Below are 25,812 nucleotides of genomic sequence, written 5' to 3'. Positions count from 1 at the left end.
GGCGTGCGTACGCGGCACCGCAGGCCCCGGCGAGCCGGGTGCCGAGGGCATGCGCCGGGAGCTCGGCCCGTCGGGCAGGTGAACGCGGCGTGTGGGTGACTTTTGGGGGTGGTGTGCGCGTGTCCGTCGGCGGCCCGCTCTGAGGGGAGCTGCGGGCGCACCGGAGGCCGATGCGTGGGATGCGGGGAGGTTCGGCCCCGACGTGCCAACGTGCGTAGCGGGGCGGATGTGGTCCCGTCCCCCGCTCCGCCTCGCTCTGGTGAAGTGACGTACGTCACCGCCGTCGGGCGATCATTTCGCCAGGCCCGCGCGGTCCTACGGACAACACCCCGCCACCACACAGATGGGACCGCGCCGACATGACCGCCACCGTGAAGGGCCCCGCCTCCTACTTCCCGTCGATCGAGAAGAAGTACGGCCGCCCGGTCGCGGAGTGGAAGGAACTGATCCGTTCCTCGCCGCTCACCAAGCACATGGAGCTCGTCTCCTGGCTCAAGGCCGAACACGGCCTGGGCCACGGGCACGCGAACGCACTCGTCGCCCACACGCTCGCCGAGGACAGCGGTCGATAGGGCGCGGGCGGGCGGGGGGAGGGGGTAGGGGCGGCAGGACGGGCCGGCCACGGGGGCCGGCCACGGAAGGCCTACCGGCCCCCGTCCTCGCCCTCCGCCGTCGCCTCGGACTCCTCGGCCAGCGCCGCGTCCAGGCGGGCCCGGGCGCCGTCCAGCCGACGGCGGCAGATCTTCGCCAGCTCCTCGCCCCGCTCCCACAGGGCGAGGGACTCCTCCAACGTCGTACCGCCCGCCTCCAGCCGCCGTACGACCTCGATCAGCTCGTCCCGTGCCTGCTCGTACCCGAGCGCCTCGGACGCGGCCGTCGGCTGTTCCACCTCGCTGGTCATCCACCCACCCTATGCGTCGACTCGTACGGAGAACTCGCCCTCGCTGACGCGTGCGCGCAGCGTCTCGCCCGGCCCCACCTCGCCGGGGGCGCGGACGGCGTGGCCGTCCGCCCGTTGCAGCACCGCGTACCCCCGCTTCAGGGTCGCGGCGGGGGAGAGGGCCACCACGCGCGCGTGCGTGTGCGTCAGCTCGGAGTCGGCCCGGTCGAGGTGGTGCCGCAGGGAACGGCGGCCCCGGTCCAGCAGGGCCGCCACCTGCTCGGCCCGCTCCTCGATCATCCGGTGCGGATCCTGTATCGACGGCCGGGCGAGCGCGTGGGCCAGCCCCCGCTCCTCGCGGTCGACGAACGCCGCCACGCACCGGCGCGCCCGGTCCCGCAGCAGCCGGACCCGCTCGTACTCCTCGCCGACGTCCGGCACGACCTTCTTCGCGGCGTCGGTCGGGGTGGAGGCACGCAGGTCGGCGACGAGGTCCAGGAGGGGGCTGTCCGGCTCGTGCCCGATCGCCGAGACGACCGGCGTACGGCACTGGGCGACCGCCCGCACCAGTTGCTCGTCGGAGAACGGCAGCAGGTCCTCCACGCTGCCGCCGCCGCGCGCGACGACGATCACGTCCACGTCGTCGATCGCGTCCAGCTCCTTCACCGCCTGCACCACCTGCGGCACGGCGTGCACGCCCTGCACGGCGACATTGCGCACCTCGAAGCGGACGGCGGGCCAGCGGTGCCGGGCGTTCTCCAGGACGTCACGCTCGGCCGCCGAGGCGCGTCCGCACACCAGGCCGATCAGCCGCGGCAGGAAGGGCAGCGGCTTCTTCCGCTCCGGCGCGAACAGCCCCTCGCGTGCGAGGGCCTTCTTCAGCTGCTCCAGCCGCGCGAGCAGCTCCCCGACACCCACCGGCTTGATCTCGGCGGCCCGCAGCGACAACTGCCCGCGCGGCGCGTACCACTCCGGCTTGGCGTGGACGACGACCCGCGCGCCCTCGCCGACCAGGTCCGCGACGGCGTCGAACACCTGCCGGTAGCAGGTCACGCTCACGGAGATGTCGTACGACGGATCGCGCAGCGTCAGGAACACCACCCCGGCACCCGGTCGCCGGGACAACTGCGTGATCTGCCCCTCGACCCACACCGCACCGAGCCGGTCGATCCACCCCCCGATCAGCCGTGACACCTCACCCACGGGCAGGGGGCTTTCGGGAGTCGAGTTAACAGCCATGCGCCCGAGCGTATCGGCCGGGTCCGACAACGGGTCCCGCCGTGACGCCCCCACCGGTGACGCGCGTCGGCACAGGTGTGCGCGGGGTCGTCGGCGGGGGCACGCGCGCCGCCGGCTCGCGCCGCCGGTTCGCGCCCGCGGGCCGGGCGTCGTGGCTGGGCTGCACCGCTTCGTGTCCGGCCGCACGCCCCGCGCCTCGGCCGGCGGCGCGGGGCGTGCGCTCGCGCCCGGTCGGCCCCGAGGGGCCCGCGTGCCGCCCGTGCGTGCCCGGGGCGCCGTGGTCGACCGCCCCACGTCCCCGCCGGTCACCACGCCGGCTCACGCCCGGGGCGCCCGGTCGTCCTCCGAGGGGCACCGTGGCGCCGGTGCCTGCCCGGGCGCCAGGCGCCGGCCACCGTGGCCGGTCGGCCCGCCGGGGCCGGCATACCGGCTCGGGCGGACTGGCCGCCCGTCTCACGCCCCCGCCGTGCGCCGCCCGCGCGCCTGCACCGCCAGAACCGTCAGCCCCACCGCCAGCCAGACCGCCCCCACCACCTGCGCCGTCCGGGACGCCTCCACGATCACCGCGATGGTGATCGCCGCGCCGAGCACCGGCACCAGTACGTGCCGCCACCAGCTCACCGGGCCACCGCCGCGCCGGACCGCGAACCAGCCCACCACGCTCGCGTGGAGCAGCGTGAAGGCGGTGAGGGCGCCGACGTCGACCACCGAGACCAGGTGGTCGAGACCGTCGTCCCGCCGTGCCGCCCACACCGCCGCCACCATCGTGACCGCGGCCGAGACCAGCAGCGCCACCCGCGGCACCCCGGAGTCCGTCCGCGCCAGGACCCGCGGCAGCCGCCGGTCGCGCCCCATGGCGAACAGCAGCCGCCCGGCCGCCGCCTGCCCGGCCAGCGCCGCGAACGCCGCGCCGATCGCCTTGCTCACCGCGACCAGGTCGCGCAGCCACGTCCCCACGGACGCGTCCACGGCGTCGTAGAACGCCGCCCCCTGCCGCGCCGGCTCCGCCGCCAGCCGAGCCGACGACACCGGCTCCAGCAACGCCACCAGGTACGTCTGCGCCACGAACAGCACGCCCGCCAGAGCCAGACAGAACAGCAGCGCCCGCGCGACCTTCGCCGACCCGCCGGTGACCTCCTCCGCGAAAGTGGCGATCGCGTCGAAGCCCAGGTACGACAGCACCGCCACCGACACCGCCCCCACCACCGCCGACAGCGCGAACGCCCCCTGCGTGCCGTCCCCGGACAGCGGCGACAGCCAGCCGCGCTCGGCGCCGTCGCGCGCGAGGACCACGATCGCCGCCCCCACGAACACCAACAGGACCACGATCTCCATGGCGAGCACCAGGAACCCCACACGGGCCGCCGCGCGCACCCCCCACAGGTTCAGCAGGGTCGTGACGACCACCGCCAGTGCCGTCCACACCCAGCGTGAGACCGCCGGGACCAGCGCCTCCATGGCGATCCCGGAGAACAGGTACGCCACCGCCGGGATGAGGACGTAGTCCAGCGCCGCCATCCAGCCGGCGACGAAACCGAACTCCTTGCCGAGCCCCACGCGCGCGTACGCGAACACCGACCCCGCCTGGGGGACCACCCGCACCATCTGCGCGTAGCTGAACGCGGTGAACGCCATCGCGACCGTGGCGACGACGTACACGAGCGCCACCGCGCCGTGCGACTTGGCGTCCAGCGTGCCGAAGACGCCGACCGGCGCCATGGGCGCGATGAACAGCAGCCCGTAGACGACCAGGTCCCTGAAGCCCAGGCTGCGCTTGAGCCCGTGTTCCTCACCGGCCCCCCGGGCCGTCGTACCGGTCTCGGACATCGTGCCTCCGCGAGCGCCTGGGACTGTGCCTCGGAACGTCCCCGTCAGTTTCCCCGTCAAGGCCTTGCCCACGCGACCTCCGACCCGCCGAACGCGGCCTTACGATGGGTCCCATGACTGCTTCGCCTGGCCGCCGTGTCCTGCTCGCCGCCCCCCGTGGCTACTGCGCGGGTGTGGACCGCGCCGTGATCGCCGTCGAGAAGGCCCTGGAACAGTACGGGGCCCCGGTCTACGTCCGGCACGAGATCGTCCACAACAAGTACGTCGTCCAGACCCTGGAGAAGAAGGGCGCCATCTTCGTCGAGCAGACGGAGGAGGTCCCCCCGGGGAACATCGTCATGTTCTCCGCGCACGGCGTGGCCCCCGTCGTCCACGAGGAGGCCGCGCGCGGGAAGCTCGCCACCATCGACGCCACCTGCCCGCTCGTCACCAAGGTGCACAAGGAAGCCGTCCGCTTCGCGAACGACGACTACGACATCCTCCTGATCGGTCACGAGGGCCACGAGGAGGTCATCGGCACCTCCGGCGAGGCACCCGACCACATCCAGCTCGTCGACGGCCCCGAGGACGTGGCGAAGGTCGAGGTCCGCGACCCGTCGAAGGTGGTGTGGCTCTCCCAGACCACCCTCTCCGTCGACGAGACCATGGAGACCGTCGACGCGCTGAAGGACAAGTTCCCGCAGCTCATCTCCCCGCCGAGCGACGACATCTGCTACGCCACGCAGAACCGCCAGCTCGCGGTCAAGCAGATGGGCGCCGAGGCCGACCTGGTCATCGTCGTCGGCTCCCGCAACTCCTCCAACTCCAAGCGGCTGGTCGAGGTCGCCAAGCAGGCGGGCGCGCGCGACGCGTACCTGGTGGACTTCGCCGACGAGATCGACGAGACCTGGCTGGAGGGCGTCTCCACCGTCGGCGTCACCTCCGGCGCCTCCGTCCCGGACATCCTGGTCGAGCAGGTCCTGGAGTGGCTGTCGCAGCGCGGCTTCGAGGACGTGGAGATCGTCAAGGCCGCCGAGGAGTCGATCACGTTCTCGCTGCCCAAGGAGCTCCGCCGCGACCTGCGCGAGGAGGCGGCAGCCCTGGTGGCGGAGCGGGGCGGCTCCGGTACGGCCGGGGCGTGACGGTCAGTCGTCCGTCGTAACGTAGGGCCATGCAGATCTTCGGCGTGGACATCGGCGGATCCGGGATCAAGGGCGCCCCTGTGGACCTCGACAGGGGTGACCTGGCCCAGGAGCGCTGCAAGGTACTGACCCCGCACCCGGCCACCCCCGACGGCGTGGCCGACGGGGTGCGGCAGGTCGTCGAGCACTTCGGCTGGACCGGACCGGTCGGGCTCACCTTCCCGGGCGTGGTGACCGGCGGTGCCGTGGTCCGCACGGCGGCCAACGTCGACAAGAGCTGGGTGGACACCGACGCACGCGCCCTGTTCGGCGAGCGGCTGGGCGGGCTGGACGTGACGGTCGTCAACGACGCGGACGCGGCGGGCGTCGCCGAGATGCACTTCGGCGCCGGTCGCGGTCGGCAGGGCACGGTCATCCTGCTCACCTTCGGCACCGGCATCGGCAGCGCCGTCTTCACCGACGGCGTCCTCGTGCCCAACAGCGAGCTGGGCCACCTGGAGCTGGACGGCCACGACGCGGAGAAGCGGGCGTCCAGCAAGGTCAAGGACGACCACGACCTGTCGTGGGAGCAGTGGGCCCACCGCGTGCAGAAGTACCTCGCCCACGTCGAGATGCTCTTCTCACCCGAGCTGTTCATCATCGGCGGCGGCGTCAGCCGCAAGTCCCACAAGTTCCTGCACCACATCGAGGGCATCAAGGCGGAGATCGTCCCCGCGCAGCTCCAGAACAACGCGGGGATCGTGGGGGCGGCGATGCGGGCGGCGGAACGGGCCGGCGACCCCGCCTCGGGCTGAACCGACACGGCCGGGGGCCGTGCCGGCCAGGGGCCGAACCGGCCTGCACGCCGACCGCGCCCGCCACGATCCGAACCGGCCTTCACGTTGGCGCGTGGTTCCGGGCGGCGCAGCGGGCCGGCGACCCCGTTCCGGGCGGAACCGGCGCACGTGCGGGCCGTACCCGCCTCGGGCCGTAGCGGCGCGCACGTGCCGGTCACGTCCGCCACGGACCGGACCGGCCCTCGCACCGGTCACGTCCCCGCGCGAGCCCTACCGGCGCATGTGCCGGTCACGTCCACCATGGACCGGACCGGCTCTCACACCAGTAGCGTCCGCCACGGACCGAACGCGCTCTCACACCAGTAACGTCCGCCACGGACCGGACCGGCCGTCACGCCGGCGCGCGGTTTCGGGCTGCGGTGCGGCGGCGCAGCAGGCGGATCCTCCGGACGATCACGGTCGTCCCCGCGACCAGGGTCCCGCCGTAGAGCCAGCCGGCCTGGGTGGCCAGCGCGGTCACCAGCCCCATCAGCCGCCCTCCGAGACCGTCCCCGCTCTCGGAGACGGTCACGAGCCCCACGGTGAAGGCGATCGGCACGATGACGGGGGCGGTCAGCAGGTCGCCCCGGCGCACCCAGAGCGCGGTGAGCAGGCACACCGGCAGGAACAGCACGCCGTACACCGTGAGGGACGCCCCGAACAGCACCTGGTCGAGGAACCCGAGCACGGTCATCACGGCCGCGCAGAACAGGCCGCCGCCCAGCCCCGTCAGCCGCGGGTTGGGCATCTCCCGCAGGGCGTGCAGAACCCGCGGCACCACGGGCCGGGGCCGGGGCGGCCGAACCGCGGCCGGGACCGGCCGCGGCCCGCCGCCCGTCCGCTGCCCGGCCGGTCGTCCACCCGGCCCTGCCGCCGGGGTGCCGCGGGCACCCCGCCCCTGAGGGGGCAGCGGCGCCCGGCCCCGTCGCGGTCCGTACTGCGCAGGTCGCGTCCCGTGTTGCTCCACTGGACCAACTTAGGTCGGTTTATGTGTCGAATAGCCCGACAGACACGCCGTCGGACCCAGGTCGGCCAAGCCTTCGACACCGCGCGGGGCCGCTACCGCCCACCCCGTAGACTGGTGGATCGGCCCTGCCTGGCCCGCCCCACCCTCCGCATCCTCACGTACGGGAAGTCGCAACGTGTCGCTCACGATCGGAATCGTCGGTCTGCCGAATGTCGGCAAGTCGACCCTGTTCAACGCCCTGACCAAGAACGACGTGCTCGCGGCCAACTACCCGTTCGCCACGATCGAGCCCAACGTCGGCGTCGTCGGCGTCCCCGACCCCCGCCTGACGAAGCTGGCCGAGATCTTCTCCTCGGAGAAGGTCCTCCCGGCCACCGTCGACTTCGTCGACATCGCGGGCATCGTGCGCGGCGCGAGCGAGGGCGAGGGCCTGGGGAACAAGTTCCTGGCCAACATCCGCGAGTCCGACGCGATCTGCCAGGTCATCCGCGCCTTCAAGGACGAGAACGTCGTCCACGTCGACGGCAAGGTCTCGCCGAAGGACGACATCGAGACGATCAACACCGAGCTGATCCTCGCCGACCTCCAGACCATCGAGAAGGTCCTGCCCCGCCTCCAGAAGGAGTCGCGGATCAAGAAGGACGTCGCGCCCAAGGTCAAGGCGGTCGAGGAGGCCAAGGAGATCCTGGAGAAGGGTGACACGCTCTTCGCCCACGGCATCGTCCAGGGCACCGAGCGCAACGAACTCCTCCACGACCTGCACCTGCTCACCACCAAGCCCTTCCTCTACGTCTTCAACGTCGACGAGGAAGAGCTGACCGACGAGGACTTCAAGAACGAGCAGCGCGCCCTGGTCGCCCCCGCGGAGGCGATCTTCCTCAACGCCAAGCTGGAGGCGGACCTCGCCGAGCTGGAGGAGGACGAGGCGCTGGAGCTCCTCCAGTCCGTCGGCCAGGACGAGCCCGGCCTCGCCACCCTCGCCCACGTCGGCTTCCGCACCCTCGGCCTGCAGACCTACCTGACGGCCGGCCCCAAGGAATCCCGCGCCTGGACCATCAAGAAGGGCGCCACCGCCCCCGAGGCCGCCGGTGTCATCCACACCGACTTCCAGAAGGGCTTCATCAAGGCCGAGGTCATCTCCTTCGACGACCTGGTCGCCACCGGCTCCGTCACCGAGGCGCGCGCCAAGGGCAAGGCGCGTATGGAGGGCAAGGACTACGTGATGCAGGACGGGGACGTGGTGGAGTTCCGCTTCAACGTCTAATACGTCCGGCGAAAGGCCGTCTGACCTGCGACGGAGCGGGTTGGGCGGCCTTTGCGGTCCGCACAGAGTCCGCAGCGTGCTGACTTCGGTCAGCGCGCGGGGGAGCGGCTACGCCGCTTCGTCGACCTGCGGCTGGGCATCGGCGGACTGGTCCGCGTACGCCTTGTCGACGGCCGCCCGGGTCCGCTCGTCGGAGTCGGGCCACAGGTGGGTGTAGATGTTCAGCGTCATGGCCGCGTTGGTGTGGCCGAGGCGCTCGGAGACCGTCTTCACGCACTCGCCGTGCTTGATCAGCAGGCTGGCGTAGTGGTGCCGGAGGGCGTGGGGTCCGGTGCCCTTCGGTATGCCGGCCTTCGCGCAGGCGGGCCGCCAGGACCCGTCCATGAAGTGCGTGTATGCCACGGGGCCGCCTTGCGGCGCCGTTGGCGCACAGGCCGATCAGCGTGCCGAGCGCACTGACAACGGCGGCGGCGTCACCCGAGCGCAACCGCTCCATAGCCTCGCGGACCCTGGCCCCCTCTGGGAAGCGGTCCCATGGCACCTCGTCAAGCAGAAACCCGTCCTTGGCGCCCGGACGGATGCCCGCCACCACCGCGCGAACGTCAAGGGGCCCACCGACTTGGTCGAGCGGATCCCCGCCACGAACGCCCGAACCACCGCCTGGTACGCCGGGTCGCTTTCCCACGAGTTCACCCAGCAACCCTTACGACGGCTCCTACGGCCCGACGGCACAATGCTGGAGGGAGGAGTCGAATCATGCAGCTGATCATGCCAGTCGCCACAGACAGCACGCCGCGGCTGGACAGCCGGGATGTCCCGTTGATGGCGCTTCCGCGGGTTGCGCTCGGAGCGGGAAACGATCACGCACAACCCGGGAACAGAACTCGCTCAACGCTTACATGAGCGTTGATCCCCACATCGCATCCTGATGCCCTCGCTGCTCCTGGCAGCGGGGGTATCAGTCTTCAGGCGGCGCGGGCTCTGGGTAGCTGCGAGGCCCACGTCGTGACCTCGGTCAGGTGCTCGGGCTGCAGCCCGAGGTGTGGGTCGGGCTGAACGAGGAGGGTCGCCGTTCCCTTGGCGGTGCGCTCCGCCGCCCAGGCGTGGTCGAGACCGGTGAAATCGTCGTCGATCCAGACAGCGGGGGCGTTGCCCAGCCGGGTATCGACGTGGTCGCGTTTCCACAGGTAGCCATTGGGGTGGCTGGTGGTGATCTGCGGACGCGGCAGGTCGACGTACGGCAGGTCCGGGAGGCCGAGGAGCGGTCCGATGAGGGTGATGGCGTCCTGCCGCCAGCTGGTGCACCAGACCGGGGTGACCAGGCCGGCCCGGATCACATCCATGAGCATGGAGCCGTGGGCAGGGTCGAGCCAGACGGTTACCGAGTTGTCGGCGCTCCGGCCGGCGGGGACGACGTCGTGGCGGGCATGGGTGGCCGGGGTCGAGCCGTCCGCGCTGGGGAAGGGTATGAGGACGCCGTCGATGTCGAGGAGCAGGTAGGGCGGGCGCATCAGTTCCTCCGGGGAAGCCGGGGCGAATGGCTGGTCAGAGCTTGCGGGCGCGGATCAGCAGGGTGGTGGGCCAGTGGCCCATGCGGGGGTCGTGGAACTCCTGGGCCGAGGTGAGCCAGAAGCCGGCGTGGCTGAGGTGTTTCTCCCAACGTTTGGTGCCGAACTCCCACCGGGCGATGGGAAGCCGGGTGCGGTCGGGGAGGGTGACGTGGTCGCGGCGGGGACGGTCGTCACTGGAGGGACGGCGTCCGCCGCGCTGCGGGTGCGGGACGGAGAAGACGAGCACCCGGCCGGGCGTGAGGCGCTGGGCGATGGCCGGGAACAGGAGCTCTGGGGCGACGAGCCCGAGGGCGCCGAAGACGGAGTAGATCGCGTCGAACTGCTCGTCGGAGGCTTGCAGGTAGTGCAGTGCGTGGCCGGCGACGAAGGTGAGGTTGTTCAGCCGTCCGTAGTGGGAGCGGGCGCGGCGGACCTGGAGGCCGACCAGGTCGACGCCGGTGACGTGGGCGCCGTGGCGGGTGGCGAGGTGGGCGGCGTTGTGGCCGGGGCCGCAGCCGAGTTCCAGGAGCCGCTTGCCGCGCAGGTCGGGCCCGAGGAGGTCAGCGCCGGGACCTTGGCCGGGTCTCGTCGTCCACTCCATCCGGGCGGGTACTGCCAGAGGTTCGGCGAGTCCGGCGGCGGTGCGCTGGAGCGCGTGGGCGTGCCAGGGGGATGCCTGGGCAAGCACGTCAGATCTCCAGGAGGTGGAGGACGTCGGTGAGGTGGCGGCGGACGGCCTTGATGTAGGCGGGGTCGGTGGCCGGGTCGTTGATCCATCGGATGGCCTGCTCCATGAACCACTCGACGGCCCACATGCGGTGCCAGCCCAGTGCCCAGTTCTCGGCGGTGAGCCCGCCTCGCGGGGCGAGGGCGTCGGGGGTGCCGCCGGCGGTCACGTACTGCTCCAGGAAGACGCGCAGGCGCACGGGGTGCGGGGGTTCGATGGTGCCGTGCCAGCTGGCGAGGTCGAGCAGACCGGGGCCGGTGCAGGCGCGGGCGAAGTCGAGCAGCCGCCAACCGCGCTCGCCGATGTGGAGGCTGGTGGGGTGGAACTCGGAGTGCACCCAGCCGAACGGTTCCAGCGTCGCCCCTGCCGAGCGGGCCTTGGCGGCCTGGGCGATCCGGTCGAGCGCGTCCTCGACGTCATCGGCGTCCTGCCACCGGTCGGCCTTGCGCAGCCGTTCGAGGTGCTCCAGCGCCCGGGCCGGAAGTGCGCGCAGGCGCTCCTGGCCGAGGACGGGCAAGGGCGGAGCCGTGCGGGTGCCGTGCAGGATCACTGCCGCGGCGACGCCATCGAGGTCGTCGGCCTCGCGGACGGACGGTCCGAGGTCCTCCATGAGCACGCCGAGCCATCCGTCCAGGACGGCGGAGGCGTGGACCTGTGGGACGGGTACGCCGAGGGTGTGGGCCAGGCGGAGGGCCTGGTCCTCGCTGTCGAAGGGCTTCTTGGCGTACTTGAAGATGGCCGTGGAGCCGTTGGGGAAGGCCACGCGCTCGACACCGGACATGGACCACACGCGCACCTCCTCCCGTACGGCGGTGGTCTGGCCGGTCGCGGTGAGCAGGTTGTCGAGGAGTTCGGCGCTGGGGTTCGTGGTCACGTGAGGGCTCCGGGGAGGGGTGGTGGCGTCCGGGGCGGGCGAGGGATGCCGGCCCGCCCCGGAGCCTGATCGGGTGGTGGGTTACGCGGCGGGGTTCACGCGGTGGGCGTAGACCCGCTCGATCCAGCCCGCCTTGAAGGCCGCGAGGTCGTCACGGAAGCTGGCCATCGAGGCACCGTAGGGCGCGACGACGCCGCCGGTCTGGTCCGGCACGGACTGGCAGCCGTGGACGAGCCGGCCGCCGAGGGCGGCGTGGGCCTTGATGGACTCGATGCGGCGGTGCTCGTTGAACCAGCCACCGTGGTAGACCTCGTCGAGCATCCCGCCCATCTCGTCGTCCAGGTCGAAGACGACGGAGGTGGCGGCGGGGAAGAACCAGCACGGGCCGACGTTGGAGATGTGTCCGTCGAGCTCGACCTTGTTGAGCGCCATGAGCGTGGCGGCCTCGCGGAGCATCCTCAGGTGGTCGGTGGTGATCTGCGGGAGTCCGAGGCCGGCCAGGTGTTCGTCGCGGAAGAGGTACGTGTACACCTCGTAGGCGGTGGACAGCACCCGGGCCGCGTCCGAGGTGGACTCGGCGTGGGCCTTGATGAAGTCCAGCGCGAGCTGCTCGACCGCGCTCTCGGTCGTCTCGTCCACGTCCAGGAGCTGCGACGTGACCAGCTCCCAGTCGGCGACGAGCCATGTGTTCGACTCGAAGCGGAAGAAGTACTCGGTCGGGTCGATGGTGATGCGCCGGCCGTCGACCTGGATGCCAGGCAGGCGGCTCCAGCGCGGGTCGAACGCCTCAGGTAGCTCGACCGTGATGGCCGTGGTGTCGATGGTGGTCACCGTGTCTCCGTCTCTGATCGGCCAGGTTCGGGCACAGGAATGCCCGAGCCTGGTGTGGGCGTACGGAACTTCGGGGTGCCGCCCGGACCAAGGGGGGGCCTGGATTACGGGTCGTGCCGTTCCGGGCGGCTGCTGATAAGTGAACCGGTGGTCACGCTCAGTGGGTACGGTGGAGGGCAGTTGAAGCGGTATACGCGGTTTACAGCTCCAGAGCGGAGGCGATCGTGGCGGCGCAGAGAGAACCCAATTCCCGTCTGCGCGACGTCATCGCGACGGTCGACTGTACCTACGAGGCCCTCGCCAGAGACGTGCGGCGCATCGCCGCCGAGAACGGCGACATCCTCCAAACCAACAAGTCGGCCATCTCGCACTGGGTGAACGGCACCCGCACCCCTTCGGGCCGGGTAGGTCAGTACCTGGCCGAGGCGCTGTCCCGCCGAGCGGGGCGCACCGTCACCCGCACCGAGATCGCCCTCCAGGCCGGTGATGACGAAGAGCCGACGGAATCCGACCCCGTCCTCACGGCCACCGACCTGGGCCGCGCCGACGTCGAGCGTCGCCGCTTCCTCGCCATCGCAGCCTTCACCACCGCCGGCGTCGCCATGCCGCTCGGTTACGACCACGAAGCCACCGCCCGCATGCTCCGCGCCCGCACCGGCACATCCCTGGTCGGCGCGGAGGACGTGGACGTCGTACGCCAGATCACCGCGGCCTTCAGCGCCGCAGACGAGCGCCTCGGCGGCGGACACGGCCTGACCACCGTCACCGCGTACCTCGCCGACACAGCCGCCCCCATGCTGCGCGGACGCTTCCCCAGCGAAGCCTTACGCCGGGCCGCCTTCGGCGCCGTCGCCGAACTCGCCTACCTCGCCGGGTGGAAACACCACGACCTCGGCCACGAAGGCGCAGCCCAGCGCTACTACCAGGTCGGCTACCAGCTCGCCTGCGAAGCGGACCCCCGCGGCCATGCCGCCTGGATGATGCGCGCCCTCGCCCACCAGGCCCTGAGCCTCAAGCAGCCTTACCACTGCGTCGACCTCGTCGAAGGCGCCCTACGCACAGGTCTCGGCCACGTCGACGGCCAGACCGAGGCTCTCCTCCACATCACCCACGCGCGCGCATACGCTGCCGTGAACGAGAACCCCCTGGCCGCCCGCGCCTTGCTCGCTGCCGAAGACGCCCTCCTCCGCGACGACGGCCCCCAGCCCAGCTACTCCCGCGTAAGCGGCCCGGCCGCCGGCACCGTGGCCAGCCACACCGCCCGCACCCTGACCGACCTCGCCGACCACATCGGCACCGAGCAGCAGCACCGGGACGCCCTCACCCGCTGGGACCCCGAGAAGTACAAGCGCGTCCACGCCCTCACCCACGCCGACCTCGGCGACAGCCTCGCAGCCCAGGCCCGCGCTGACGAAGCGGTCGCCGCCTGGACCCAGGCCCTGGTCCTGATGGAGGGCATGACCTCCGATCGGACCCGGAAGGCGATCACCTCAATCCGCTCCACGCTCGCGGTCTACCAGCGCCGCCGCGTTCCCGGCGCCGCCGATCTCGCCCGCCGCGCCCGCGAGGCCCTCGCCTAACATGCCCAACAACCCGCCCGATGAAGGGAACACCGTGGCCCAGCAGACCGACGACCGCTCCCAAGCCCTCAAGCCGGCGCTCGAATCGATGACCCTGCTGGTCGCGGCGGTCATTGTCCACGACAAGGCCACCAACCGCGTCGTCCTGCTCCAGCGCAGCGAAAACGCCAAGTTCGCCCAAGGCCTGTGGGACCTCCCCGTCGGCAAGAGCGAACCGGGCGAGCCCATCACGGAGACCGCAGTCCGCGAGCTCTACGAGGAGACCGGCCTCACGGTGAAGCCCGAGTCCCTCAAGGTCGCCCACATCATCCACGGCGCCTGGGGCGTCGAGGCCCCCAACGGCTTCCTCACCGTCGTCTTCGCCGCCCACGAATGGAGCGGAGAACCCGAAAACCGCGAACCCCGCAAGCATTCCCAGGTCCGCTGGGTCGATGCCAATGCCATCCCCGACGCCTTTGTCGACACAACTGCCAGTGCTCTCCGTCACTACCTGCGCGGCAGTTCTCAGGTATCACTTGACGGGTGGCGTTAGTTGCGCACCCTGAGTGCGGGTGAATCCGGAAATCCGAGCTTGTTGGAGGAGCCCCAAACTGCTTTGGTTTCAAGGAGTTCGCTATGAATTAGGCGTTCAACGTACGCCTTGTTTCGCCTGGCCCGATCATTTTCTGAGAGTGAGGCACGGCGTCCTCGCTCGATCGTCGCGCGCGGTTTCCTTTCGTTCCAGCGGGTGGATTTCCGGCGTCTTAGCCAGCCAAGCTGCGTCGGTCCACATCCTCGATACAGTCCGTCTGAGACAACAGAGCCTCCCGCGACTCCGGATTGACGGCAGCGGCTTGTTTCGGCTACTCGCCGGGGAACATCGTGGCTGGAAAGTAGCAACTTCCGGTCTCATTTGCATGACGCTTCTTGCGCCGTAAAAGTTCGTCGAGCGTGAGGCGCCCGTCGAGAACGTAGAAGAAATCGAGGCCCTCCATCGTCAGGAACGGCGTACTCTCCCTGTATGCTTCTCGGGCTCCGCTAGTGAATCCATTTACGCTGATAAAGATTCCAAGCGAATTCTTCCCCTTCCGCCTCACCTTCTCATTGAAGCTGTAGAGATGGTGGGGCTGGATTGCCTCCTGCCACCACTTGGCTTCAACGATGTAGTCGTCCGTGTCGAAAGTGAGCGAGCCGTCGATTTGCTCGTATTCCAGGCTGTATGATAGGCGGGGTTCCATGTCGAACAACCTGAAGACGTCATTCAGGAACGGCTCGAAAAGCCTGCCGGCCTTCTGGCGATTATTCATGCGCTCCAGTTCGAGGAAGCGATCTTTAAGGGCGGCAAGCTTAGCTTCAAAGCCGTGCTGGGCCTCCACCACTGCGCGGTACGTGAGAAGCTCGTCATCGAACTGCGACTGTTGCTCGTGGGCAACGCGCTGGCGGTCAACCAGCCCCCTGAGATGGTCGACTGCTTCTCTTGCCTCGGCGATCAGTGATTCGGCGCTCTCGTGCCGTTTCAGCGCAGGGAAGCTCGTCAGCTGCGAAACCTCCGCCATCATCCGAAGCGAAAGGTCGCGGTATTGGCGCTCATCTGCCATCAATCGGTCCACGAACTCATCTGCGGTGGCCCACTTATAGCCGCTGAAGTCCATGTGGGCCAGCAGCGAAGGGTGGTCTGTGGCCCACAAGCGGATGAATCGTTCGAGGTCACGCTTGTACCAGAAGATCGACTTAAGCGCGCCGGCCAGAGCTCCGTAGGCGGCTGGGCTGATCGGCTGCGCTGGTTTCGGCGTGCTGGTCATCCCTCGTCCGACCTCCCAGTCTCTGTACAGGGCTGCTAACGCCTGGTCAGATGATGCTACAGAGAGGAGTCGGGTACTCACCTGCCTTCGCGTCGGATTGCCGCGTCATACGCGGCAGTCGGCGAGTTGGATGTCGTACTGAAGCCCGTGAGTGCGAGCAAGCCGGAACCCTCCAGCCCGGAAACGGGTTGGAGGCGTGCCCCATCGGAGTGCGTTGGGGCCACCTGAGACTGTGCCATGGCCCCCATAGGGGCTGTGCCACTACCGAGGGCCGCCCCCGAAGAGAAGCTCGTACGGCAGATGGTCGTCGTCCGGAACGTATGGCATGTAGTTCGGGGTCGTGCGTGCGGCGGCGGCCAAGAGCCGAGAGGCAGCTTCTTCCTCGGAGGCAGGGGTGAGTCCGAGGGCCTGCAGGAGGCGGTCCCGCTCGGTGTCGAAGTCGGAGCGGTCGGCGCGGAGGTCGGCGCCCAGCTCGTTGATCGTGAAGCCCTTCGCCAGGTCGCGCCAGAAGGGCAGCACCACGATCAGCGTGATGGCCTCGACGAGGTCGGCGCCGATCAATGTGGCCTGGCCCTCCGAGTCGGCGTACAGGACGGGCCTCTCCTCGGCCCCAGCCTCCCCGCACAGGTAGTACGTGCCGCCAGCGCCGCAACCGGCTATCGGGTGTAGGGGGATCCTGGTAGGAAGGGCAAGTTCCTCGATGGGATCCCGGCGCTCGACGTCGAAATCGCCAGGCCAGGCGAGCGCGTTGGCAAGGGAAGGCTCCTGCTCGATCCGGCGGAGTAGATCGTCTGATGCGGTCATGGGACGGAACGTAACAGCGCCCTTGGACGTCTGGTGCGGTTGGCCTGCTGATCGACGCTAAGCGGTGCTGTCAGTAGGGCGTGGCACAGTTCGGCCATGAGCTACGACCTGGCGGTGTGGGAAGGCAGCAAGCCCGCTGACGATGTGATCGCGGGCGAGGTCCTCACCCAGCTGTACGACCGCTACATCGACACGGAGGAAGAGTTTCCACCGTCACCGCGTATCGCGGAGTACGTTGCTGGGCTCTTGGCGCGATGGGTGGATCTCACGGAGGACGATGAGGACACCTCCCCCTGGTCGACGGGGCCGTTGATCGGCGAGGCGTCCGGGCCGTTCATCTACTTCCCGATGCGGTACAGCATGGCCGAGGAGGCTTCGGCCTACGCCGCCGATCTCGCGGCATCGATGGGGCTTGTTTGTTATGACCCGCAGGCTCGGCTGCTGCGGCCGTGACCGCCTTCGGACCGAGGGCGGGTGCAGTCCGGCACGACCTTCCTGTGCGGAGGTAGCGTGACCGGCATGTCCGAGGAGTTGCCCGATTTTCCCTACCACCCCGACCCCTTGGCGACCGGGGCGGTCGTTGCGTCCAGTTCGACGTGCCTCTGCTGCGGGAGGGCGCGAGGGTTCATCTACACAGGCCCGGTGTACGCGGTCGAGGAACTTTCCAACCTGCTGTGCCCTTGGTGCATTGCGGACGCCAGCGCGGCTGCGAAGTACGACGCGCACTTCATCGGTGACCCGGTCGGGGACGATGTCCCGCTTGAGGTCGTGATGTCCGTCGACGCGCGTACGCCGGGTTTCTCGTCCTGGCAGGACCCGCGGTGGTTCTTCCACTGCGGTGATGGGGCGGCGTTCCTGGGGGGCGTCGGGGCCGCCGAGCTGGCCTCGTTCCCCGATGCCCTGGAGGCGCTGCGCAGTGAGGCCGGCGCGCGGGGGTGGTCTGCCGAGGCAGCGGAGAGCCATCTCGGCGCCCTGGACAAGGACGGCCAGCCCACCGGATACCTCTTCATGTGCCGCGCCTGCGGGCGGTACATGGCGTACTCGGACTTCACGTAGCCGCAGTCGGGCGGCTGCGGCTACGGCTGAGTCCAGCTGTTGGCGAAGTCGCAGAGGAGGTCGGTCAAGCGGCGCTGTTCGGCAGGGGTGAAGTAGGGAGAGTCCTGGAGGTGCGGAAGGGACTGGACCCAAGGGTCCCAGAGGCCGTCGGGCTCCGTGAAGCGATCGGCGTGGTGTGTGCCGAGCTGTGCGTCGAGGTGGAGGAGTGCGCCGAGGGCGGCGGGCTGGTCGTAGCGCAGGTCGGTGCGGGGGAGGTAGCGGTCGAGGTAGGTGGTGAGAATCTCGGCGTCCGCGTGTGTACCGAAGCGGGCCAGGGCGAAGCAGTAGGCGCCGCCAGAGAAGCAGAACTCGCTGGCCAGGAGCAGGTCGCCGATGCGTTCGCGGAACGTGGCGCGTTGGCCTACGCCGATCAGCCAGGCGGCGGTGAAGCGTGAGCGCCACTCGTAGCCGAGGAGGGCCTCCAGTTCGGCGTCGGAGATCGTGGCTGCGTCGTCGATGAGGTGACGGGCGAAGCGTTCGGCGTGTGGCCACCCGGGCCGCAGGACGCGACCGCTTTTCAAGTCGCGGTAGCGCGGGTGATCCGAGTCCTTCCTCGTCACGTAGCGCTCGATCACATAGCCGTAGCCGATCTCCTCGGGATGCTGGAACGGCATCGGTCACCTCTCCGGGTATAGGTCGGTACGGTCGATCCAGGTGGGGGCGACGAAGATGTTGTCGCCGGCGGGGGCTTCGGAGGTTTCCAGCAGGGACCATGTGCGGGCCTCTTCGACGAGGTGCTCCCAGGGTGCAGACCAGTCAAGTTCCCAGTCCAGGGAGGTGTCGGGGACGCCGTACGTGCGACCAGCGTCCACCCGCCAGAACTGGGAGTAGAGGATCACCTGGGCGTGGTCAGCCAGGTCGCTGATGATCTTAGTGAAGTGGGCCGAGGGCCAGCCAGGGGCGTCGTCCGCTGTGGTGGCTCGTAGGCGCGCGGTGAGCGGCGGGACGACAGGGGTGCGGGCGCCGAGTTCGGTCAGGGCCCAGCGGATGCCGTTGGGCTCGCTCCAGTCCGGTGGCGTCGCCCGTTCCAGGCAGGCGCGATAGGCGCGGCGCACGGGTTCGACCGCGCCGTCGATCTCCAGGCTCGCCAGGGCCATCGCCGCCCATTCCCGGACGGTGGAGTCGTCGCTGTCCAGGAGGGCGATCAGAGCGGGGCCGCAGCGCGGGTCCGCCACCTCTTCGAGGACCTCGATGGCGGTCAGCTGCCCGAAGCCGCCGAGAGAGGGCAGACCGTCGATGATGGCGGGGATGGCGTCGGAGCCGATGCCGATCAGTTCCGCGCGGGCGTCGTAAGACGGGCCGGTCGAGTCGTCGAGCTGCTGGATGAGTCTCTCGATGTGGGCGGTCATGGGTGGTCCCGTCGCCAGAAGGTGGGGAGCCACCAGCAGAGCACCGAGCGGTCGTCGGGCCACGGGGCCCGGCCCTCGGCGTCCCAGTCCTCGAAGGAGTCGCGCGTCAGGTCGATGGGGCGCCAGGCGGGGTCGAGCGGCTCGTCCTCGGCCGGAGGGCGGACGTACCGTCGGCTGTGCTGGTCGCAGGCGCCGAAGTCCTGATAGTTGCGCTGGGCCTCGGTCAGGGAGACCTTGTTCGCGCCGCCGGGCATGGCAGGCCAGCGGAACTGGGCCCTGTCGTCTTCCCAGAAGCAGACGGGGCAGATCTCGTACGAGCCGGGCATGGCATGGAGCACACGGTGCCCGCAGCAGGGACAGGGGTAGCGGTCGCTCACCTGCGCAGTCTCGTTGCGGGGCCGGCCGGTGCGCCATGGATTTCTCGACCTCGGCACCCCCGGCCAGTCCCCAGCCAGTCCGCAGGACACCCGTAAACGGCCGTCGGCAGTCAACGCATGCCAACGAGGAAACCCCAGGTGAGAGCCTTGGACGGGGCTCCGCCGCAGGTCAGGATCAGACCACAGACATTCCGCTTCAACGTGTGAGCGGATGACACAACATCACGTCGCTGACCTGGCAAACGTGCAGTTCTGAAGGGGCCAGGCTCGTGGGAGCCCGGCTCCTTCATCGATCCCGTGCTGGATCGGTGCTGGATGTCCTGACCCGCTGTCAGGAGTGCTCAGGTGTCGTAGACGGTCGAGCGATGCCCGACGTGTACGACCCACACCACCAACTCTCCGTTGTCGATCGTGTAGATCACGCGGTAATCACCTACCCGTAGGCGGCGCCGGTCGGGCTGGGAGACGAGGGCCGTGGTGTTGAACCCCAGAGGGTCGCTCTCCAGCTCGGTCAGCTTGGCCAGAATGCGGAGGGCCGTGTCTCGCGGGACCTTGCGGAGTTCGGCCTGAGCCTCGGGCCGGAAGACGGTGCGGTACTCACTCACTGCGCGCCAGCGTCTCCCTCATGATGTCTTCGATCGGGATGCCGGGTGCCGGGTTGGTCATGCGCTCGTCGATGATCCGGTTGATCTCGCGCTCTTCCCATTCCTGGTACTTGCGCAGCACCTCGATGGACACCACGGCGGCGACCTGCTTGCCGCGCCGGGTGATGACGGTAGGTACGTCGTCCCGGTCGGCCCGCTCCACGACCTCGGCCAGGTGCGCCCGGACATCGCGGATGGACTCTATGGGCAGTGACTGTGTCATGCGCCCAAGGGTACCGAGTGTCTCATGTGTACACAACGGCTCATTGTCGCTCGGGCGTACTGGATGAGCCGTGACCGTGCTGGATCTGTGCTGGATCGGATCTCCAAGAGGCACGTTTACGAAGGTGGGAGCGTCGTGGTGGGCGTTCCGCTTCAATGTGTAGCGGTTCTGTATCTCCACGTCACTGACCTGGCGAACTCGCACGTCGGAGAGGGTTCGGCTTTTCGGAGTCGGGCCCTCTGTCTTTCCGTGCTGGGACGTGCACTGTCCTCAGCAGGGAGCGTCCGGTTCACGCTGTGGCCCGGGGGTGAGTCTCTCGTCCGAACACCGCAGGTCGGCGAGGAGGCCGTCGAGCGCGCTGTCGAGGGCGGCGGCATTGGCCTGGTCGAACCATGTGGTCCGGATGCGTTCGTTGTTGCCCTTGGGGGTCTCGTGGTCGGCCGCGAGCCGTTGCAGGCTGCGGGTCTCGTCGCTCAGGGCGCGGCCGACGGCCCGGAAGAGGCCCCGCACGTAGCGTTCCGCGTCGTCGGCGGGGATGCCGTGTCCGGCGGCCCACGACGTGAGCGCGGCGAGGTAGGCGTAGTGGGTGGTAAGTGTCCCGGTCAGTGCGGAGAAGACGTCGAAGGCCGCCTCGTCCGCGACCGGCAGTGCTCCGCCGAGCTGCTCGAAGAAGGCGTCGGCGGCCGGGTGCGACGGGTACGTCACGGTGACAGAGCGGCGTTCGCGTACGGAAGGCAGCGGGATGGCGCGTACCAACGGGGCGTCGGTGGCGAGCATGCCGCGCAGCTCCTCGTTCGCGACCCCGGCCATCACGTTGACAACCACTTCGGCCCCGTCCACCCGCAGGCCGTCCAGCGCTTCGTGCCGGTCCTGACGGCGTACGGCGATGATCACCAACTCGGCGCGGTCCACGACCTGCTGGTTGTCGGCGCAGACGCGGACGCCGTCGTACCGCTCGGAGAGTGCGGTGGCGGTGCGGGCGCCACGCGGCGAGAGGAACACCTCGGGCGCCGGGCCGCCCGCGCCGCACAGGCCCTGCACGAGGGCCCGGCCGATCTCTCCCACTCCGATGATGCCGATGCGTTTCACGGTGCCGTCCTCCCTGGTGTGTATCAGCGGGTTCTGTGCCGAGCGCGGAGTTGCCGCACGTCACGCCGGTCGCGGCTGTCTCCACAGCAGAGCGATCGCCAGGGCGCCTGCCAGGCAGGGAGCCACCCCGGCCCAGCCCAGGGCCGGTGGCAGGCCGGTCGAGCCTGAGGTGTCCTCGGTGAGCAGCCCGGTCAGCGCGAGGCCGGCGCCGAGGACGAACAGCATGGTCGAGACAGGGCGGGCCCACCGCTTGCCCGCTTTGACGGCCCAGGTCGCCCCGAGCCAGGCCAGTGCGCCGAGTGCTCCGGTGATGGTCAGCAGGACGAGGCAGGTGTTGACGGCCGAGTCCACCCGGGCTGGGGAGTAGGCGGGATAGCCGGTCCGGATGTGGTCGGCCAACAGGTGGGTGGTGGCACGGTCTGCGTAGGGGGCGACGGTCGCGATGAGGGTGAGGCCAAGTCCCGTGTACATCGCCCCGATCGCCCCTCGCCGGTGCGTGCTCGGCATGGCGCTCCGTTTCGGCGTACGGGGTGGGTGAGTGCGCGGTCCGGCGCTCATCGGTCGCCCCTCACTTCGTCAGGGCCGCGCGGAGGAATGCGAGGATCTCCGCGCGGGCGGGCTCGGCCTGCGGCTGCACTCCCGGCAAGGTGAGGAACGCGTGCACCGCTTCCGGGTATTCGGTGATCCGTACCGTCGTTCCCGCCGCGCTCAGCCGCTCTGCGTAACGGCGGCCGTGATCGGCCACCGCGTCATGGGTCGGCACCACCACGAGCGCCGGAGCCAGCGAGCCGAGGTCCTCGGCGTGCAGCGGTGATACCGAGCGGGCATCGGTACCCGGTGGCACCGCGAGGCGCTGGAACAGTTCCAGTTGCGGAACGGTGAGGCCCGTGCTGTATCCGTACTCGGACATCGAGGCGTGCGCGTACATCGTCGCGGTCACGTCGACCGCGGGGTTGACCAGCACCTGCGCCCTGAGCCGCAGGCCGGCCTCCCTGGCCCGGATTGCCGTCAGGGCGCTGATCAACGCGCCGCAGCTCTCACCGAAGACGGCCACCCGGGCCGGATCCACGCTCCATCGCTCGGCGTGCCGCACCACGTGCTCGAGCGTCTCCCAGCAGTCGGCGGCGGCCTCGGACAGCGAGGTCTCCCGGTCGAGGAGCCGGTGTTCGACGGAGACGACGAGTGCGGGGAGTTGGGCGGCGAGGTGGCTGTTGGCCCAGTCGCACTGGACGGCCGTGCCCACGAACCCGCCTCCGTGCACATGGAGTACGAGGGGGAGGGGGGCCTGGGAGGCTCCGCTGGGCCGGTGTACGCGCACGGGGACGGCGCGGCCGGGCAGCGGCACCTGCTCCCAGTCGATCGTGGCGCCCGGATCGGGGTGCCCCAGGAGGGACCGGGCCGCGTCGGACGCCCGGAAGTGGTTCTCCGCGACGCGATAGGCGGCCACGTCCTCGTCCGTGACCGACGACCAGTCCGGCTGTGGTGGCCGGTCCGCGGTGGTGATCTCGCTCATGCCTGTCCTCCGGGTTCTTCGGCAAGCCCCTTTGAAATCTACGCCGTAGGTTTCGCTGTGTACGCTAATTTCTACGTCGTAGATTTGGCAAGGGGCGAAGGAGGGGTGGCCGTGGCCAGGCGTGCCCGGGGTACATCGGCGGGGCTCGACCGCGAGCGCATCGCGGCCGCGGCCGTCGCACTCGTGGATCGCGACGGCCTCGAGCGTTTCGGCGTACGGCGACTGGCCGAGGAGCTCGGGGTCGACCCGATGTCGCTCTACCACCACGTCAAGGGCAAGGCCGCGCTCCTCGACGCGGTCTGCGAGGCCGTGCTCGCCGAGGTGGCGGCTGCTCCCGATGGCGTGTCGCACGACTGGGAGGAGGTCGCCCGGCGAACGGCCCACTCCTACCGGGACATGGCGTGCCGGCATCCTCGGGTGTTCCCGCTGCTGGCCACGCGTGCTCAGACCTCGCCAGTGGCCGTGACCGCCCTGGAGCGTCTGGTCTCCGCGATGCGTACGGCCGGCCTGCCCGACCGAGTGGCAGCGGACGCCCCGATGGTGCTGTTCGGCTTCCTCAACGGGCACTTGATGGCATCCACCGGCGGCGGGCCCGACGGTCCCGCACCCGTGCCCGAGTTCGACTCCGGTACGTACCCCGGCATGGCCGCCCTGGCGCCCCGGTGGTCCGACTTCGGTTCTGCCGCGGAGTTCGACCGGATGCTCGACATCGTGCTCGACGGGATCAGGGCTCAGGCAGCTCGTTCCGCCTGAACGGGACGTGCGTGCGCGGGGACTCCGGGTCGGTGCCTCGGGGTGCACCCTCGCCAGGCTGTTCCTGGCCGGCACGGGCATGCCGTTCGGCCCGCTGGCGCACCTCGTCCGCCTCCAGGCGGCGCTTGCCCGCGCCGGCCGTGGGTGAGCCGCTCCAGCGGGTGTCACGCTCCGTCGGACACGAAACGGTCAGCGCGTGCGCGCGTTCCGACGTGAGACCGGAACCTCGCCGCACAGTTCCGACCAGTCGTCGCGGTCTGAGGTCAGCACCAGGACGGGCGCCGGAGAACGGAGCGCCATCGCGGCGACGAGGGCGTCGATGGCGTACTCGTGGCCGTGCAGGCCGACGGCGTCGCTCAGCAACTGCACCGCGGTGAGACTGTCCGCCTGGGTGACGTCCTGGACCTGGAGGCGCGAGAGCACCCAGTGCAGCCGGGCCTCGTCCGTCTTTCCGTAGACGGCCTCCACCACCGTCAGGGCCGACACGAGGACGGGCACGCCCACGCGCCGAGCGGCCTCGATCCCTTGTGGTGGAATTCGCTTCCACGTCTGATACGCCTGGCAAGAGGCCGCCTGACCTGCGGCGGAGCGGCTTGGGCGGCCTTTGCGGTCCGTGCGGAGTGCGCAGTCGACTGATCGCGAGAACCCGGTGTCAGCCCGTGTGCAGGGCCAAGTTGAGGACGACATAGCTCTGGTGCTCGCGCCCGTGCGGTGAGCGGACGGTTGACACGAGGACCTCGGCGGTGATCCGACGGTTCGCGAAGGCACTCAGCAGGCTGGTGACCTCGTGATTCACGCGCGCCGTGATGACGCCCCGGTCGGCCGTCTCGATCTCCACCGTTCCCCGCAGCACGCTGCCGCCGACGAGCCTGCCCGCCAGCCGCTCCGAGTGCTCCTCGGGCTGCGCGGCGCGCAGCGCGTCCCGGCACCGCTGGGCGTTTCCCGAGCCGAGACGGGATGCGCGCACACCGTTGTACGGCGAACTCCAGGTCAGGCTGACATCGGTGCCCGAGTCAGCGAGTACTTCCGTCAGGTCGGCAAGACGGTTGAAGACCCGCCCACCCAAGGGCAGCGCTGTTTCGATCACCGCGTCGATCGCTCCCGGGCCTGCCTCCGCCCGGTCGGTGATGTCAAGGACGGTTCCCATCGCGCGGTCCAGCAACGACTCCGTCGAGGCCACCCCCGGTAGCGGCAGCTCGTCCTCGTCCGTCGGCGCTTCCTCCAGGACCATGCCGTACGACGAGGGAAAGGTCGCTGCGGCGTAGAGCCGTGTTGCTTTTCGGACCGCGTGCGGCAACGGGCCGTAGTCGTGTGTGGGGCGACTCTCGTCGAGGGCGTGGGCGACGGTGGTGACGGCCTCCTGGAAGACGGTCAGCCACTGTCCGAGTACGGACGACTCCACGCGATGTTCCCGGACGGGCGTCCCTTCGAGAGCCAGCCGGAGCGATCGCGGGGCCGTACCGGCTTCGGTACTGCCGGTCGCCCAGCCCACGGTTTCCAGCAGCTTGCGCCGCTGTGCCGCGGCGAATTCGTCCGCCGACCGCACCGGACGGCGACCGTCTGCTTTGACACGGTGGGCCTGCATCCAGGCCCTCAGGGCCTCCTTGTCCGAGGGATCGGGCAGGTTCTGCGGGCTGTTCACAGCAGCACCTCCACATATCCTCGCCGGGCCCTTTCGGGGATGCCGTTCTGCCCGCTCCGGCAGCGCTGCCAGACCTCGTCATAGACCCCGAGGCTTTCGAAGACCTTGTGGTCGCTGGGTGCCATGGCCCCAGTCACCCCCAGGGAACGGAAGTCCTCCGTCTTGGGAAGGCACAGGACATATGCGTCCACTCGCATGGCGTGGCGCATACACCAGTCCTTGGTACCCAGATTGTCAAGGTAGTCAATCGTGTCGGCGTCCGCCATCGCCCGGGCGTATGCATCCGGAGGTATGAGGTAGGTGACGTCGACGTCCTCGGGATCCACCTTGCCGCTGACGAAGCTTCCGGCGAGCCATAGCCGACCCACTGCTCCGGTGGTGAGGTCCACCATTGCGTAGTGGGTCTTCAGCTCTTCGAAGAGGTGGCCGCGCGTGGACGAGTCCGCGAAGTACGCCGCCTTCACCAGTTCGGACTCGACTTCGTCCCAGGTCAGCGGAAACCTGCCCGGGGGAGGGCACTCCGTGACGGGATCGAATGCGGGTAGCGGTGACATAGGGACCCTTTGGGCAGATGGTGAACGCAGAGTCAACCTAATGGATCTCTCGGTGACGCGTGGACCGAATGCGTGAACACGTGGCAGGACCACCGACCCCCGCAGCGAGTCGGGAAGTAGCCCTCCACGTCAACAGCCTCGAGGTGCTCCCCGTCGTATGGCCTTGCACGACGCATGGTGAAGATGCTGGAGGAGAAGCCCCGTCTGTCTGCTGGGGACGCCCGCCACCCGGCAGGCCGGTTCCGGTCGTTCGGGGGGAGCGCTCCAGCCCGTCGGCCGGCAGGTGGGCGAGCCCCGGCGGATGGCGTCCGTG

The 25,812-nt window shown here is 69.8% G+C and carries 31 protein-coding genes; 9 read left to right on the top strand and 22 right to left on the bottom strand.

Annotated elements, in window-relative coordinates; all coding sequences use genetic code 11:
* Positions 1 to 359: 359 nt before the first annotated feature.
* The gene (locus KUM32_RS08880; RefSeq protein ID WP_217141256.1) at positions 360 to 572 is read left to right on the top strand and encodes a DUF4287 domain-containing protein; all 213 of its coding nucleotides are present in this window, start codon (positions 360 to 362) and stop codon (positions 570 to 572) included.
* Between the two features lie 71 nt (positions 573 to 643).
* Here the strand turns inward: KUM32_RS08880 and KUM32_RS08875 are convergent, their stop codons facing one another.
* From KUM32_RS08875 to KUM32_RS08865, 3 genes are all read right to left on the bottom strand, one after another.
* Positions 644 to 901: an exodeoxyribonuclease VII small subunit gene (locus KUM32_RS08875; RefSeq protein ID WP_217141255.1), complete on the bottom strand. Its 258-nt coding sequence runs from the start codon at positions 899 to 901 to the stop codon at positions 644 to 646.
* Positions 902 to 910: 9 nt separating this feature from the next.
* Complete coding sequence (xseA, locus tag KUM32_RS08870) at positions 911 to 2,119, bottom strand: exodeoxyribonuclease VII large subunit (RefSeq protein WP_217141254.1); 1,209 nt, start codon at positions 2,117 to 2,119, stop codon at positions 911 to 913.
* A gap of 453 nt (positions 2,120 to 2,572) precedes the next feature.
* The gene (locus KUM32_RS08865; RefSeq protein WP_217141253.1) at positions 2,573 to 3,946 is read right to left on the bottom strand and encodes an APC family permease; all 1,374 of its coding nucleotides are present in this window, start codon (positions 3,944 to 3,946) and stop codon (positions 2,573 to 2,575) included.
* Between the two features lie 104 nt (positions 3,947 to 4,050).
* Here KUM32_RS08865 and KUM32_RS08860 point away from each other — a divergent pair, with 104 nt between their 5' ends.
* Both KUM32_RS08860 and ppgK read left to right on the top strand, forming a co-directional pair.
* Positions 4,051 to 5,067 carry a 4-hydroxy-3-methylbut-2-enyl diphosphate reductase gene (locus KUM32_RS08860; protein ID WP_217141252.1) on the top strand — a complete coding sequence of 339 codons (1,017 nt, stop codon included), beginning with the start codon at positions 4,051 to 4,053 and terminating at the stop codon, positions 5,065 to 5,067.
* 29 nt (positions 5,068 to 5,096) lie between these two features.
* Complete coding sequence (gene ppgK / locus KUM32_RS08855; protein ID WP_217141251.1) at positions 5,097 to 5,861, top strand: polyphosphate--glucose phosphotransferase; 765 nt, start codon at positions 5,097 to 5,099, stop codon at positions 5,859 to 5,861.
* 373 nt (positions 5,862 to 6,234) lie between these two features.
* Here ppgK and KUM32_RS08850 read toward each other — a convergent pair whose 3' ends face one another.
* On the bottom strand, positions 6,235 to 6,849 hold the full coding sequence (locus KUM32_RS08850; RefSeq protein ID WP_217141250.1) for a DUF6542 domain-containing protein: 615 nt from the start codon (positions 6,847 to 6,849) through the stop codon (positions 6,235 to 6,237).
* Between the two features lie 175 nt (positions 6,850 to 7,024).
* On the opposite strand from KUM32_RS08850, the gene ychF reads away from it, so the two are divergent.
* A complete protein-coding gene (gene ychF, locus KUM32_RS08845) occupies positions 7,025 to 8,113 on the top strand; it encodes a redox-regulated ATPase YchF (protein ID WP_217141249.1) in 1,089 nt (362 codons plus the stop codon).
* A gap of 108 nt (positions 8,114 to 8,221) precedes the next feature.
* On the opposite strand, the gene KUM32_RS08840 is transcribed toward ychF, so the two are convergent.
* The 5 genes from KUM32_RS08840 to KUM32_RS08820 form a co-directional block, all read right to left on the bottom strand.
* Positions 8,222 to 8,515, bottom strand: a complete 294-nt coding sequence (locus tag KUM32_RS08840) for a tyrosine-type recombinase/integrase (protein WP_308408621.1) — start codon at positions 8,513 to 8,515, stop codon at positions 8,222 to 8,224.
* Positions 8,516 to 9,078: 563 nt separating this feature from the next.
* The gene (locus KUM32_RS08835; RefSeq protein ID WP_217141248.1) at positions 9,079 to 9,624 is read right to left on the bottom strand and encodes an HAD domain-containing protein; all 546 of its coding nucleotides are present in this window, start codon (positions 9,622 to 9,624) and stop codon (positions 9,079 to 9,081) included.
* Between the two features lie 34 nt (positions 9,625 to 9,658).
* Positions 9,659 to 10,351, bottom strand: coding sequence for a bifunctional 2-polyprenyl-6-hydroxyphenol methylase/3-demethylubiquinol 3-O-methyltransferase UbiG (locus tag KUM32_RS08830; protein WP_217141247.1), 693 nt, complete (start codon positions 10,349 to 10,351; stop codon positions 9,659 to 9,661).
* Between the two features lies 1 nt (position 10,352).
* On the bottom strand, positions 10,353 to 11,264 hold the full coding sequence (locus KUM32_RS08825) for an aminoglycoside phosphotransferase family protein (protein WP_217141246.1): 912 nt from the start codon (positions 11,262 to 11,264) through the stop codon (positions 10,353 to 10,355).
* A gap of 81 nt (positions 11,265 to 11,345) precedes the next feature.
* Positions 11,346 to 12,095 (bottom strand): hypothetical protein, encoded by a 750-nt coding sequence (locus tag KUM32_RS08820; RefSeq protein ID WP_217141245.1) that lies wholly within the window; start codon positions 12,093 to 12,095, stop codon positions 11,346 to 11,348.
* Positions 12,096 to 12,319: 224 nt separating this feature from the next.
* Between KUM32_RS08820 and KUM32_RS08815 the strand changes: the two genes are divergently transcribed.
* Positions 12,320 to 13,675: a tetratricopeptide repeat protein gene (locus tag KUM32_RS08815; RefSeq protein WP_217141244.1), complete on the top strand. Its 1,356-nt coding sequence runs from the start codon at positions 12,320 to 12,322 to the stop codon at positions 13,673 to 13,675.
* 1 nt (position 13,676) lies between these two features.
* A complete protein-coding gene (locus KUM32_RS08810; protein WP_217141243.1) occupies positions 13,677 to 14,207 on the top strand; it encodes an NUDIX domain-containing protein in 531 nt (176 codons plus the stop codon).
* A 310-nt stretch (positions 14,208 to 14,517) separates the two neighbouring features.
* On the opposite strand, the gene KUM32_RS08805 is transcribed toward KUM32_RS08810, so the two are convergent.
* Both KUM32_RS08805 and KUM32_RS08800 read right to left on the bottom strand, forming a co-directional pair.
* Positions 14,518 to 15,456 carry a restriction endonuclease gene (locus tag KUM32_RS08805; RefSeq protein ID WP_217141242.1) on the bottom strand — a complete coding sequence of 313 codons (939 nt, stop codon included), beginning with the start codon at positions 15,454 to 15,456 and terminating at the stop codon, positions 14,518 to 14,520.
* A gap of 261 nt (positions 15,457 to 15,717) precedes the next feature.
* Positions 15,718 to 16,260: a hypothetical protein gene (locus tag KUM32_RS08800; protein ID WP_217141241.1), complete on the bottom strand. Its 543-nt coding sequence runs from the start codon at positions 16,258 to 16,260 to the stop codon at positions 15,718 to 15,720.
* Between the two features lie 96 nt (positions 16,261 to 16,356).
* On the opposite strand from KUM32_RS08800, the gene KUM32_RS08795 reads away from it, so the two are divergent.
* Entirely contained in the window at positions 16,357 to 16,713 is a 357-nt protein-coding gene (locus tag KUM32_RS08795; RefSeq protein ID WP_217141240.1) for a hypothetical protein, read from the top strand.
* A 66-nt stretch (positions 16,714 to 16,779) separates the two neighbouring features.
* Positions 16,780 to 17,316, top strand: coding sequence for a CbrC family protein (locus KUM32_RS08790; RefSeq protein WP_217141239.1), 537 nt, complete (start codon positions 16,780 to 16,782; stop codon positions 17,314 to 17,316).
* 20 nt (positions 17,317 to 17,336) lie between these two features.
* Here KUM32_RS08790 and KUM32_RS08785 read toward each other — a convergent pair whose 3' ends face one another.
* From KUM32_RS08785 to KUM32_RS08750, 8 genes are all read right to left on the bottom strand, one after another.
* A complete protein-coding gene (locus KUM32_RS08785) occupies positions 17,337 to 17,969 on the bottom strand; it encodes a DUF6000 family protein (protein WP_217141238.1) in 633 nt (210 codons plus the stop codon).
* Positions 17,970 to 17,972: 3 nt separating this feature from the next.
* Positions 17,973 to 18,704: a HEAT repeat domain-containing protein gene (locus KUM32_RS08780; RefSeq protein WP_217141237.1), complete on the bottom strand. Its 732-nt coding sequence runs from the start codon at positions 18,702 to 18,704 to the stop codon at positions 17,973 to 17,975.
* Positions 18,701 to 19,081 carry a CPCC family cysteine-rich protein gene (locus KUM32_RS08775; protein ID WP_217141236.1) on the bottom strand — a complete coding sequence of 127 codons (381 nt, stop codon included), beginning with the start codon at positions 19,079 to 19,081 and terminating at the stop codon, positions 18,701 to 18,703. Before KUM32_RS08775 ends, KUM32_RS08780 begins: the two co-directional genes overlap by 4 nt.
* A gap of 341 nt (positions 19,082 to 19,422) precedes the next feature.
* Positions 19,423 to 19,686: a type II toxin-antitoxin system RelE/ParE family toxin gene (locus KUM32_RS08770; protein ID WP_217141235.1), complete on the bottom strand. Its 264-nt coding sequence runs from the start codon at positions 19,684 to 19,686 to the stop codon at positions 19,423 to 19,425.
* The gene (locus KUM32_RS08765) at positions 19,679 to 19,948 is read right to left on the bottom strand and encodes a type II toxin-antitoxin system Phd/YefM family antitoxin (protein ID WP_217141234.1); all 270 of its coding nucleotides are present in this window, start codon (positions 19,946 to 19,948) and stop codon (positions 19,679 to 19,681) included. The genes KUM32_RS08770 and KUM32_RS08765 overlap by 8 nt, the downstream gene beginning before the upstream one ends.
* A 270-nt stretch (positions 19,949 to 20,218) precedes the next feature.
* Entirely contained in the window at positions 20,219 to 21,037 is an 819-nt protein-coding gene (locus KUM32_RS08760) for an NAD(P)-binding domain-containing protein (RefSeq protein ID WP_217141233.1), read from the bottom strand.
* 60 nt (positions 21,038 to 21,097) lie between these two features.
* Entirely contained in the window at positions 21,098 to 21,508 is a 411-nt protein-coding gene (locus KUM32_RS08755) for a hypothetical protein (protein WP_254405227.1), read from the bottom strand.
* A 97-nt stretch (positions 21,509 to 21,605) separates the two neighbouring features.
* Entirely contained in the window at positions 21,606 to 22,550 is a 945-nt protein-coding gene (locus tag KUM32_RS08750; protein ID WP_217141231.1) for an alpha/beta hydrolase, read from the bottom strand.
* 111 nt (positions 22,551 to 22,661) lie between these two features.
* On the opposite strand from KUM32_RS08750, the gene KUM32_RS08745 reads away from it, so the two are divergent.
* Positions 22,662 to 23,303 carry a TetR/AcrR family transcriptional regulator gene (locus tag KUM32_RS08745; RefSeq protein ID WP_217141230.1) on the top strand — a complete coding sequence of 214 codons (642 nt, stop codon included), beginning with the start codon at positions 22,662 to 22,664 and terminating at the stop codon, positions 23,301 to 23,303.
* Positions 23,304 to 23,492: 189 nt separating this feature from the next.
* On the opposite strand, the gene KUM32_RS08740 is transcribed toward KUM32_RS08745, so the two are convergent.
* The 3 genes from KUM32_RS08740 to KUM32_RS08730 all read right to left on the bottom strand — a co-directional run bounded on the left by KUM32_RS08740 (position 23,493) and on the right by KUM32_RS08730 (position 25,499).
* Positions 23,493 to 23,840 carry a DNA-binding protein gene (locus KUM32_RS08740; RefSeq protein WP_217141344.1) on the bottom strand — a complete coding sequence of 116 codons (348 nt, stop codon included), beginning with the start codon at positions 23,838 to 23,840 and terminating at the stop codon, positions 23,493 to 23,495.
* Between the two features lie 115 nt (positions 23,841 to 23,955).
* A complete protein-coding gene (locus KUM32_RS08735) occupies positions 23,956 to 24,945 on the bottom strand; it encodes a hypothetical protein (RefSeq protein ID WP_217141229.1) in 990 nt (329 codons plus the stop codon).
* On the bottom strand, positions 24,942 to 25,499 hold the full coding sequence (locus KUM32_RS08730; protein WP_374227494.1) for a hypothetical protein: 558 nt from the start codon (positions 25,497 to 25,499) through the stop codon (positions 24,942 to 24,944). The genes KUM32_RS08735 and KUM32_RS08730 overlap by 4 nt, the downstream gene beginning before the upstream one ends.
* Positions 25,500 to 25,812 lie beyond the last annotated feature (313 nt).

The sequence above is a fragment of the Streptomyces sp. AC627_RSS907 genome, from assembly GCF_019049165.1.
Note: the sequence above shows the minus strand (reverse complement) of the source record. Positions and strands in the feature narration are given on the sequence as shown.